This is a genomic window from Adonisia turfae CCMR0081 (assembly GCF_011009555.1).
Taxonomy (GTDB): domain Bacteria; phylum Cyanobacteriota; class Cyanobacteriia; order Phormidesmidales; family Phormidesmidaceae; genus Leptothoe; species Leptothoe turfae.
This window is the reverse complement of sequence record NZ_QXHD01000004.1, coordinates 3,607,389-3,617,751: the sequence shown is the minus strand read 5'-3', so window position 1 is coordinate 3,617,751 and position 10,363 is coordinate 3,607,389. Positions and strand designations below refer to the sequence as shown.

At 44.9% G+C, this 10,363-nt stretch carries 7 protein-coding genes; 5 read left to right on the top strand and 2 right to left on the bottom strand.

Annotated features, from left to right (window positions below):
- The first annotated feature begins 81 nt into the window (after positions 1 to 81).
- Both DXZ20_RS19710 and DXZ20_RS19705 read left to right on the top strand, forming a co-directional pair.
- Complete coding sequence (locus DXZ20_RS19710; RefSeq protein WP_163700002.1) at positions 82 to 684, top strand: 5-formyltetrahydrofolate cyclo-ligase; 603 nt, start codon at positions 82 to 84, stop codon at positions 682 to 684.
- Positions 685 to 1,807: 1,123 nt separating this feature from the next.
- Positions 1,808 to 2,647: a cyclic nucleotide-binding domain-containing protein gene (locus DXZ20_RS19705; RefSeq protein WP_163700000.1), complete on the top strand. Its 840-nt coding sequence runs from the start codon at positions 1,808 to 1,810 to the stop codon at positions 2,645 to 2,647.
- A gap of 37 nt (positions 2,648 to 2,684) precedes the next feature.
- Here the strand turns inward: DXZ20_RS19705 and DXZ20_RS19700 are convergent, their stop codons facing one another.
- Positions 2,685 to 3,710, bottom strand: a complete 1,026-nt coding sequence (locus tag DXZ20_RS19700) for a zinc-binding alcohol dehydrogenase family protein (protein ID WP_250565841.1) — start codon at positions 3,708 to 3,710, stop codon at positions 2,685 to 2,687.
- Between the two features lie 508 nt (positions 3,711 to 4,218).
- Here DXZ20_RS19700 and DXZ20_RS19695 point away from each other — a divergent pair.
- Positions 4,219 to 5,991, top strand: coding sequence for a sedoheptulose 7-phosphate cyclase (locus DXZ20_RS19695; RefSeq protein WP_163699998.1), 1,773 nt, complete (start codon positions 4,219 to 4,221; stop codon positions 5,989 to 5,991).
- A 92-nt stretch (positions 5,992 to 6,083) separates the two neighbouring features.
- On the top strand, positions 6,084 to 7,109 hold the full coding sequence (locus DXZ20_RS19690; protein ID WP_163699996.1) for a DUF6492 family protein: 1,026 nt from the start codon (positions 6,084 to 6,086) through the stop codon (positions 7,107 to 7,109).
- A gap of 70 nt (positions 7,110 to 7,179) precedes the next feature.
- On the opposite strand, the gene DXZ20_RS19685 is transcribed toward DXZ20_RS19690, so the two are convergent.
- A complete protein-coding gene (locus tag DXZ20_RS19685; protein ID WP_163699993.1) occupies positions 7,180 to 8,010 on the bottom strand; it encodes a PHP domain-containing protein in 831 nt (276 codons plus the stop codon).
- A 171-nt stretch (positions 8,011 to 8,181) separates the two neighbouring features.
- Here DXZ20_RS19685 and DXZ20_RS19680 point away from each other — a divergent pair, with 171 nt between their 5' ends.
- On the top strand, positions 8,182 to 10,353 hold the full coding sequence (locus DXZ20_RS19680; protein ID WP_163671029.1) for an AAA-like domain-containing protein: 2,172 nt from the start codon (positions 8,182 to 8,184) through the stop codon (positions 10,351 to 10,353).
- Positions 10,354 to 10,363: the final 10 nt, after the last annotated feature.

Below are 10,363 nucleotides of genomic sequence, written 5' to 3'. Positions count from 1 at the left end.
GCTATCGCGAAAACCGCCTATCCCCCACTCCCCACCCCCCTCCTCTGATGTACCATAACGGCACCTAATCGGTTCAATGCAATGATGTCAGAGACCTATAAGTCAACAGCAATTGCCAAAATTCAAGACCAGAAAGCCCAAATGCGTCGGTCTCTACTAAAGGCACGCCAGGCAATGCCACCCCAGGTGTGGCAGCAAAAGTGCGATCGCATTTGCACCCATTTAGCCCAATGGCCAACCTTGCAAAACGCGCGCACAATATTGGCTTACTGTAGCTTTCGTAATGAGCCAGACCTGGGAAGCTTGCTGGCTCAACAGCGATCTTGGGGACTCCCACGCTGTCAGGGCAAAGAACTGATTTGGCATCGATGGTTTCCCACCTGTGGCTGGCCATTACGCTCCGGCACCTACGGCATCACCGAACCTGATCCAACATCACCTGTGGTAGATCCTCGCCGGGTAGATGTAATTTTGGTCCCAGCCGTCGCCTGCGATGTCAGAGGATACCGCTTAGGCTATGGCGGAGGATTTTATGACCGCATGCTCAGCCAAACCAGCTGGCAAGGCAAAACGACAATCGGCATTGTATTTGAGTTTGCTCGCCTGCCCGAGATTCCTAAAAACCGCTGGGACCGTCCTTTAGATGGCATCTGTACCGAGAGCGGCCTCTTTCTTGCCAGCTAAAATCCAATAAACGGAGCAGCTAAAATCTCAAAACTTTGAGTCAACTCCACAATCAAGGAAACTTGCCGGTCAATATCGCATTGCCGACGGACTAAGATTCTTTTGAATAGTCACCTGTAAAGTATCGATTTACAGTGATAGTTATCACATACACACACCGATGCATTGCACTAATAAATAGAAATAGATAGTTTCTTAACAAAGCAAATGACATATGTCCTTAAAATCATATCCCAGCAGCTTCTCTTAAGAATCCACAGTGTGGTGAGAAAAGCTCTTATTACTCAGACTAACCTCTGATAGCTTCAAGATGACATTTTTTAACAACAAAAAGTTCAAGTACCTGAGCATATTGAAAAATCAAAAACAACAAGACAACTTGTATTGAACTTCGAACCAGACTTAAGTCGAAGTGACAAAAAAGTAGCACGAGTGTTAGTAGTAAATACTGGCTAGAGTTCTTAATGAGTCGAAGGAAGTCCTTCTGATTCTTTAGGTTAAAGGCGTTTCACACGTCAGATGCATCTATTTCTTCTTTCTGCACCGAATTAGCTATGAGAGAAATTCGTCACAATGACCACACAGAATCGAGAAGGCCTCAGCCGTTCTTCGGACGAGGATCAAGGCGTTAGTTCCCGACAAACAATTCTAAGCTATAGCTTCAAACGTCTGCTTCTCATACTGTGGGACCCCATTAATATTTTAGGCACTTGCCTAATGGGTCAAAGACTTTGGAGCCAAGTTACCGAAGAAGTTCGAGAAGCAATTGCTTTATGTCTACTTTTGCAACTCCCAGATTTAATTGGTCAACTAATACTTCAAGAAAATTTTTCTAGCCTTATTATGTGCCCCAAGGATATTTGGAGCGTTAATCGTTACGCATGTATTGTCATAGTTACATCTGACTACTTATTATGGCTCACAATTGGTGCTCGCATATTGACTCGCTCAATAATAAACATTCGAAGCATCTTCATAGATATGAAAAAAAACCAATAAAAATGATGAGATTGTGAGTAAGTTACGTTGATCGACGTGGTGCTTAGAGGGAATTCTTTTATAAGATAGAGAGAAACTAGTCACAGAATCCATACTATAGTGGGCCTGGTTAAGGCATAAACCGATGAAAAACATCAAAGTAATTAGGGATATTGCTCAACCAATGGCTGTTCTACTCTTTGCGATGTTAGTAACAGATGGGCGTCCCTCTAAATTTGGCATATACATCACCTTACTCGTAGTTTTTACATTATTAGTAAGAAAATATTCGCATCAATATAAGCAAAAAGAACTAGTTTATAAATTTCGCAGTTTAGGTTCAGGTAATAGTTCACAAAGAACTATATACAAATCACTTCAAAATTTAAGCAACACCTTAAATGAAGGTGACTTAGCATGGCTATCAAAAGTAGGAGAAAAGAGACAGCTAAAATCAGGAGAGATCCTCATTGATGAGCAGAAACATCTTTCTCATCTATTTATAGTAATCAGCGGAAACTTTAGGGTTTATTCAAAATATCTCGAAGCTAGTGAAGTTGCTAATATCGAAGTCCGATCAGTAGTGGGGGAGATGTCTTTCCTCACTAACATGGTTCCTTCCGCAACTGTTGAAGCTAGTAGCGAGTCACTAATACTAGCGATATCTAGAAGTGATATAGAGAAGCGGATAGTACAGGAAAGTGATTTTGGCTATCGTTTTTCTAAAGCTATTGCATCTATCACTGCTGACCGGCTCAAAAACACTACTATCGGTTATTGGAAAAACACTCATCGTCCCTCCGTATCTAGCCCTTACTCACATGACAACAAATTAGCCTCTACACAAGCTAGTGAAAGTGAGAGTGAGAGCTTTTCAAAAGACAGTCGCCCATCACGTTCTTCTTCAGCTAAAGCAAGGAACTTGCGTCCTCGCTTTATTGTAGCAGCAGCACTAAGTGGACTTGTGACCCCTAAAGATGCATAAAGGTTATTCAATTTATTTTCCCCAATTCAATGTTCTCCTAAATTTCAAAACCTGAAAGCGTCAATTTCCCAATCATTTTTCCAGACTCTAAACGCTCGTGAGCCCGAGCTAGAGTAGCAGTACTAAGAGGCCCCAGATGCTCTGTCATTGTGCTTTTAACAATCCCCTGATCTATCAACTTTGCGACTTGATTAAGCAATTGATGCTGACTAATCATATTATTAGTTTCATGTAGAGCCTTAGTGAACATAAATTCCCAGGCGAACGTAACACTCTTATTCTTTAATAGATTGAGATCAGGGGGTTCTTTGGCCGAAACAACAGCACAAATACTACCTTGAGGTTTAATCACATCAGCCATCACCTGCCAATAGTGGTTTGTGTCATTAAGACAGAGGATATAGTCAACGGCAGTAATCTCAAGTCTTTCAAGCTGGACACGCAAGTTTTCATGATGATTAACACAGTGGGATGCTCCCAACTGCATACACCACTTTCTTGACACATCTCTGGAAGCCGTCGCAATCACCCGTAAACCAGCGTACTTTGCCAGCTGGATGGCCATAGAGCCCACCCCACCTGCGCCACCAATAATTAAAAGAGTTGCATCACTACTGCGAGGTTCAGGAGAAATATTTAAACGTTCAAAAAGAGATTCCCAGGCAGTAATGGTCGTTAGCGGCAGCGCGGCAGATTCCTCAAAGGACAAGCTCCTGGGCTTATGACCCACAATTCGCTCATCCACCAAATGATATTCGCTGTTACATCCCTGTCGTGCAATACTACCGGCGTAGTAAACGTCATCTCCAGGCTTGAACAACGTCACCCGCTCACCTACAGCAGTCACCACACCCGCCACATCCCAACCTAAAATCTTAGGGGTGATCAACCGCCCCTGCACAGAGGCACGCATCTTACAATCAATGGGGTTCACAGATACGGCACGCACCTGCACCTGCAAATCTCGCTGACCAGGAGTTAACTCATTGAGGAAACACTCAGCAAAACAATCAGGATGCCCCGTCGGCAAAAATTGACTAACACCAAATGCTTTGATCATCATGACAGCGATGGGAAAATCTTACCGAGATCGCAACATACCTCCCCTAACTTAGATAGTTACAGATTCAGACTAAAAGACGCCATAAAATACTATAAAACATCAATTCATGACAAATGAGGCGGCTATTGCCATAGAAAAACTAAATATGATTGCTTACATACTAACAAAAAGGGCAACAAAACAGTATACGAATACACATGTCAATCCATTGATTAATACAAAAAAGTCTTCTAGCTGACAGACTAACTACACAACAATGTGGTTATACTCAGAATTGAAAGCACCACATACACTTCGCCAACGGGTCTTTCATTTATTCTACAAGCAGATAAAATATTGTTTTTTCTGTTTCATAACCTAAAAATCATCTTGTTTGATGTAGCCTAAGCTACTTACCCAAAGTTTGTCGGGGAAATTATTGGTTTGGGCAGTTCCACTAAGTTTTTTGTGGTTTTGTCTGATACTGTAAAGTTTGTTATATTGCGGTTGCTATTTTCTCGGAACAACAATGGCAAATACCCCCCCAGCTGTTAAAGCGTTTATCTCGGCATACGACAGTGAGCCTTTGGCGTACCAAAATTTGGACGATGCCATTGAAGCTGTTTGCTGTGGCGAGGTTTTTAGAAGTTTAATTCTCGCATTGGTCAATAGTCCCGCCTTCTCCGAAGAACTGGGCAAAGAGTTTGAAGCAGCAGGTGCGATCGCAGGTTTATCAGCCTGTCGCAGTTTACGCAGTTGCCTAAACTTCTCCATTAGTCGATTTTTTGGACTGTTGGCAGAAGTAATTTCTGCCTTTGATCAAACAGCTGGGGAGGAGTGGAGTACATTCGCAGACCGAGTACACCAGTCAAATTTAGGGGGTAGTAAGCTATTAGAGCGTCTGCTGCGAAGCGCTGACAGAAATTTCTATCAAGACCTGGCCGCACATTTGGTTGACGAAAATCCCCACGCGGTTTATCCAACGTCTAGCTACCGTGAGAGTCAGGCCTCTGTGGTCAGCACCGATGACGATCAGATCATCGAAGCGGTCATGACATCACGGACATTCACGTCAATTCGTGTAGTCGAAAACTGTTTAGACCCCCAGGAAACAGTTTTAAGAGACATGTATATTGCCCATGGGCGATGCGTTTGCATGGTCGACCAAAATGTCGAAAATTACTACGGGGAGCAAATCGAGAAGTATTTCAAGCACCACGGCATTCACCTGGAGAAACTAGTTTACCGGGCCATGGAAGTGGATAAGGGTATTCATACCGTGGAACGTATGCTTGGCGATTTCAAAATGATTGGCGTCTGCCGTAACGAACCTGTACTTATCATTGGTGGTGGTGTTTTGACTGACACTGGTGGGTTGGCCTGTGCCCTTTACCACCGCAACACTCCCTATGTCATGCTTTCCACGTCCATTGTGGCAGGCATTGATGCAGGTCCTTCTCCTCGCACTTGCTGCGATGGATTTGGTTATAAGAATCTCTTTGGAGCCTACCATGCACCTGTGCTCTCCCTAACCGATCGCTCGTTCTTTAAGACATTGCGGGAAGGGTGGTTGCGCCACGGTATTGCCGAGATCATCAAAATGGCAACCGTCAAGAATATTGAGCTGTTTGAGTATCTAGAACAGGCTGGCCCTGAATTGATTGAGACTCGCTTTGGGACTCTCAACTGTGAGCCTGGCGCTGATATTAGCACTCTTTCTCAAAAAATTCTGGGTGCCGCCCTCAGAAGCTACGTTGAAGCTGAGTACGATAACCTTTATGAGACTCACCAGTGTCGTCCCCACGCCTACGGCCACACTTGGTCACCCGGTTTCGAAATTGAGGCTGGCTTGTTGCACGGGCATGCTGTAGCCATTGGCATGGGCTTTGGCGCGTATCTAAGCTACCGCGACAGCTGGATCACAGCTGATGAGTTCCACCGGATTCTTCGCCTGATCAGTTCCTTTGGGTTAAGTCTTTGGAATGACGTACTACTTAATAACGACACTCTCTGGGCTTCTCAAGAAAAGATTGTTCAGAAACGGGGCGGCAACTTAGCCGCGCCCCTACCCAAGGGTGGGGTTGGTAAATGTGGTTATCTCAACTCCATGACTCAAGATGAGCTATACGAAGCGATCAGCACCTATCGTGAGATCTGCCAAGACTATCCACGTCAGGGAGTTGGCATCGATCCACTTTGCAGCGATGTTGGCCTCGAAGATCCATCTACAGTGGGCCACAGCCTGATGGAAACTGTCAAAGCCCATTCTACAGAACCAACTGAACTGCTATCTCCTGTTTAAATGATTCTAGGAGATTAGTATAAAACAACGGTCGTGGCCTCTATTTAGGAGGTCGCGATCGCGTCCAGTTAATCCCAATGCTTTGAGAACCTATGGCACACCCACCTTTTGATATTGTCATCCCCCTCTTTCGTACTCGATGGAATACACGGGCGGTCATGGAAGGGCTCACCCATCATTATCAGCCTCGCTCAATACATATCATCACCCTACCTACAGAAGTAGCTAGTCTCCAGGAAAAGTCTCAAGGCTGGAAAACAGCCCCGATCCATATTCACAACGAAGAAATCTTTTTCCAGGCAAGTGGGCTGACCAAAACTGTCATCTGTGAAGAGCTTAATTTAGGCAAGTCTTTGTATAACCCTGGCTGGTTTTATCAGCAGCTTCTGAAACTAGGGGCCTTTGAAGGCATCTCTAATCTCAGCGAATGGTATCTAGTGTGGGACAGTGATCTACTCCCAGCCGCAACCTGGCCTGCATTTCGTGGTGAGGATACGACCTTAGAACATACCTTTGCACTGCTACAACACAACAAATATGGCAATCCTGCCATTGTTGGCAAATGGGATACCTGGATTCGCAACGTGTTAGGTGTAACACCACTGACAGACGAAACTGGCACGTTTATCCCCCATCACATGTGGTTTAAGCAAGAACACCTCAAAACATTTGCCCAGCGCATCAATTATCATTACACATCGACCGATCACTGGCTCTCCCTAATGATGCGTTCAGCCAATGGTTTTGGCACATTTAGTGAGTATTGGGCCTATGTTTCTTGGGTTGCTACTCAAGCTCCAACAGACATCGCATTTTATCCCTATGCTCAGTATGGTGAGACCACTGAGCGCTTCTTTGATGATGGCACTGGCATGTTTTCAACGTCTCTTAGAAAGTATCTCTCCATTAATTCCGTTGGACCAGATGATGGATTCTCCCCTTCCTATAAAGAGGTCAACACATTTATTCAAACAGAATATGGTGCAGATGCCTTACCCTCATCTCTAGCCTTTGAGAGCAGCCCTCGCCATTTAAAGAAAAATAGTGAAAATATGCACATTGAGGAACAACGTTCTCGTTGGAATCCTCGTATAGTAGAGGAAGCGGCTACAGTTTAATGAATGATGCAGTGAAGGGTAAAGAGTAGAAAGTCAAGAGTCACTCTTTATCCCTTTACTTTCCACCGCTTTACTCTTTATCCAGCTTTGCTGCTGCTTGCTTCACCCCATCTAACAGCTCCAAGGAAAGATGCAATCCGTTGAGATCAATGGCACCAGCCTTGGGCTTGGGTTGAGGTCCATGGTAATCACTACCGCCAGTCATGAGTAAGTCGTACTGTGCACAAAGTTCTTCGAGAACCCGCTCTTCACTAATGCTGTGCTGTGGGTGATACACTTCCACACCCATCAGACCTGCCTTAACCAATTCTGGCAATACCTCTTCTACAATACCACCTCTAAACAAATAGGGGTGGGCCCACACAGGCACAGCACCACAGCTTCTTAGCAACTCTATCCCTTCTTGAGCAGTAAATTTTTCGTAGGGGACATAGGCCGGACCATGATCGCCGATAAACCGCTGGAAGGCTTCTTGTTGAGATGTCACATGGCCCGCTGCCAGCAGTGCATTAGCGATATGGGGGCGACCAGGGGCCATGGTGCCCGGCATCGGTGGTAATGCAATGGGAAAGCCTAACTCAGCCAGCTTATCTACCATTTTCTGAGCCCGGCGATGACGGCCCTGAATACGCTCGCTTAAGGGTGTTGCTAGCTTTTGTGGATCTGGGTAAAACCCCAGAATATGCATAGAACGCTCGTTATATGTCGTACTGAGTTCAATACCAGGAACTATTTCCAAGTCGTAGGATTGAGCCGCTGAACGGGCTTCAGTCCACCCAGAAATTGTATCGTGATCGGTAATCGCCAACGCTTTAACACCTTTGGCCGCAGCCCGTTCCACCAGTTTTTGTGGTGTGAGGGTCCCGTCAGAAAAGGTGGTGTGGCAGTGGAGTTCAAGCATAAGGTATGGAAAGGCGGTGGGTAGTAGACTGAATGACGGCCTACCTTTCCTATTATGGGCAGATTTAGTGGCTACCGGCTCAGCCAAGAAAAATAAGGATTTGTTGATACAACTCGATATTCACTAAATAGCCTGTGTAGTATGTCCATAGGAAATCGTAGCGGCTTGCCCATGGATGTCCGAAAAGTCTTGATTTTGGCAGTGAACCCCAAGGATACGGCAGACCTACGTCTGGATGAAGAAATTCGTCAGATTAAGGAAGCACTAAAGCTGTCAGAGGGTCGGGCAAACTTTGAGGTGGTCATTGAGCCAGCTGTGCGCACAGGCGATCTACACCGACACTTGCTACAGCATAAGCCTCAGATTGTGCACTTTTCAGGCCATGGTGTCGGCGCACGAGGGTTGGCCTTTGAGGACAAGAACGGTATTTCTAAACTGATTAGTACTGCTACCCTGACTCGTCTATTTCGACTCTGCGGTGGTGTGGAATGTGTGCTGCTCAATGCCTGCCATTCTGTGGCCCAAGCTAATGCGATTTTAGAGCATGTGAACCATGTGATCGGCATGACCGATGCCATTGGCGATCAGGCATCGATCAAGTTTGCGGAAGGATTTTATGACGGACTAGGGTATGGCCGGAATTATGCCGATGCCTTTGAGTTTGGCCTGGTTGGAATTGGGGCAGAAGGGATACCCGAAGAAGAAACGCCTGTTTTACGGATAAAGGGGGAAGGGAGCAAGGAAAATGTGAAAGCCCCAGAAGTTGCTCACTGCATACCACTCGGCCAAACTAATCCCCAAGCTAAAATTGCTCAAAAACAAATATTTATCAGCTACAAACGCGATGTAGTCCCTGATGAAACCGTAGCTCTACAGCTTTATGAGGCGCTAGGACAAAGCAATGATGTATTCATTGACCAGCGCATGTTGGTAGGTACCCGCTGGGCAGAGCAACTGGAGACGAACATCCGTCAGGCAGATGCTGTGGTGGTTTTACTATCAACCCATTCAGTAAACAGCGAAATGGTGCTGCAGGAAATTGAGCTAGCGCACAAAGTGGCCGAGGCCAATGGTGGTAAACCTCGTATTTTGCCGGTGCGTCTAGCCTATCGAGATCCATTTCAGCATCCACTAAGTGTATATTTGAATCCAATTAACTGGGCGTTATGGGATAGCGAGGCAGATACTCCAGATTTGATTTCAGAGCTGCAGCAGGCTATTGATGGGGGAGTGCTATCCATTGATGAGCAACGGAAGGCCGATGTGGTTAAAGCTGCACCAAAGGTCAAGATTCCTCAGCCACTACCCGTGGCCCAACCGATTGCCAAGCTAGAACTCCCCGAAGGCACTATGGATACTGCATCGGACTTTTATATCGAGCGGGACTGTGACCGGATAGCGTTAAGCGTGATCCAACAGCAGGGAGTCACTATGACCATCAAAGGTCCTCGGCAAATGGGCAAAAGCTCATTGTTAAACCGATTAATGAAAACTGCTATTGAAGCTGGTAAGCAAGTTGTCTTTCTAGATTTTCAGCTATTTGACCGAGCAGCTTTGCAAAATGCTGATGAGTTTTACCAGCAGTTTTGCTTTTGGCTCACAGATGAGCTGGATATGGACGATGAAGTAGAAGCATATTGGAAGAAAAATCTAGGCAATTCTCAACGCTGTACCCGCTACATAGGTAGACATATTCTGAAAAACCTGGACCAGCCCCTATTGCTAGCCATGGATGAAGTGGAGCGAATTTTTGATACGCCTTATCGCAATGACTTTTTTAGTATGTTACGTAGTTGGCATAATCAGCGCGCAACAAAGAAAATTTGGAAACAGTTAGATCTTACATGTGTAACCTCAACAGAGCCTTATCTCTTAATTGATGACCTTAATCAATCGCCATTTAACGTAGGTGAAAATCTTCGTCTGCAAAGTTTTACGCTTCAACAAGTTAATTCTTTAAATCAAAAACATGGAGCTCCCTTAAACATATCAGAAATAAAACTGCTAATGCAGTTAGTAAACGGCCATCCTTATCTCATTCGAAAAGCCTTGTATTTAATAGCCAGCAGTCGACTGTCAACGCATGAATTCTTTGCTAGAGTATATGATGAGAACGGCCCATTCAGCGATCATCTAAAATCTCATTTATTTCAACTATATAACAATCAGATATTAGCCAAAGGTTTTTTAAAAATCTTAAAACAACAGAGTTGTGATGATGAGGTTCTTTACTCCTATCTATATGGGGCAGGCTTAGTACAACGCAAAAATCAGAAAGTTTTTGCAAAATGTCCCCTCTATCAAAATTACTTTGAAGAACATCTTACTTCTTCGATCAAATAGCCTACTAATA